The organism is Seonamhaeicola marinus (assembly GCF_008085455.1).
This window is the reverse complement of the sequence record NZ_VSDQ01000735.1, coordinates 1-416: the sequence shown is the minus strand read 5'-3', so window position 1 is coordinate 416 and position 416 is coordinate 1. Positions and strand designations below refer to the sequence as shown.

Below are 416 nucleotides of genomic sequence, written 5' to 3'. Positions count from 1 at the left end.
ACCATATAACACAGTAATTTTATCACTACATCAAGGTTTTGTAGATCATGAAAATAAAATAGTTTGTTACACCGATCATCAAATATTTGAACGTTACCATAAATTCAGTATAAAAAATGGTTATGCCAAAAAGCAAGCCATAACTTTAAAGGAGCTTACTAATTTAGATATTGGAGATTACGTTACACATATTGATCATGGTATTGGGCGTTTTGGCGGACTTCAAAAAATTGATGTTGAAGGCAAAAAACAAGAGGCAATAAAGCTTATTTATGGAGAGCGCGATGTGCTGTATTTAAGCATACATTCACTTCATAAAATAACAAAATATAATGGTAAAGATGGCAAGCCACCAAAGGTATACAAACTAGGTAGCAATGCTTGGAAAACCTTAAAACAAAAAACAAAAGCAAAAG

Annotated in this window: 1 protein-coding gene; it reads left to right on the top strand. The window is 31.7% G+C overall.

Going from position 1 to position 416, the window contains the following annotated elements; translation table 11 throughout:
• On the top strand, positions 1 to 416 hold a 416-nt coding region (locus tag FUA24_RS23250; protein WP_317131968.1), incomplete at both ends, for a CarD family transcriptional regulator.